Source organism: Aureimonas sp. SK2, assembly GCF_029813115.1.
Taxonomy (GTDB): domain Bacteria; phylum Pseudomonadota; class Alphaproteobacteria; order Rhizobiales; family Rhizobiaceae; genus Aureimonas.
In genome coordinates this window covers 1-462 of the sequence record NZ_JAPZDS010000076.1, presented here as the reverse complement: position 1 = coordinate 462, position 462 = coordinate 1, and the positions used below count along the sequence as shown (strand labels likewise).

1 protein-coding gene is annotated in these 462 nt (G+C 65.2%); it reads left to right on the top strand.

Features of this window, described 5'->3' with window-relative positions; translation table 11 throughout:
- Positions 1-378 (top strand): transposase (locus O5O54_RS22275; RefSeq protein ID WP_279484033.1); only part of this gene is annotated, 378 nt, incomplete at its 5' end.
- Positions 379-462: the final 84 nt, after the last annotated feature.

Genomic DNA, 462 nt, shown 5'->3' with positions numbered 1-462 from the left:
GTGCCGGGCCTCGGCGTCATCACCGCCCTTTCCGTCGCCTCGTCCTTCGACGACGCATCGCGCTTCCAACGATCCTCGAGTGCTGGCGCCTATCTCGGCCTGACACCGCGACGATACGAGTCCGGCGAGACGAGCCGCAACGGGCGCATCTCCAAACAGGGGAGCCTGATGACCAGGAAGCACCTCTACGAGGCGGCCACGACGCTTCTCACGCGCAACCTGCGCTTCTCCACGCTCAAGGCGTGGGGACTGAAGCTGGCAAAGGCGTCCGGGTTCAAGAAGGCGAGAATTGCCGTAGCCCGCAAGATGGCCGTGATCCTGCACGCCATGTGGAAGACCAACACCCCATTCCGTTGGAGCCAGGAGGCAGCGGCCTAACCGTCGCCGTGCCGCTCCACTGACGACAACGGATGCGTCCCCGCCGGGACGTATGGCGCGGATCAGGCCGTCCCTGAAAATGCG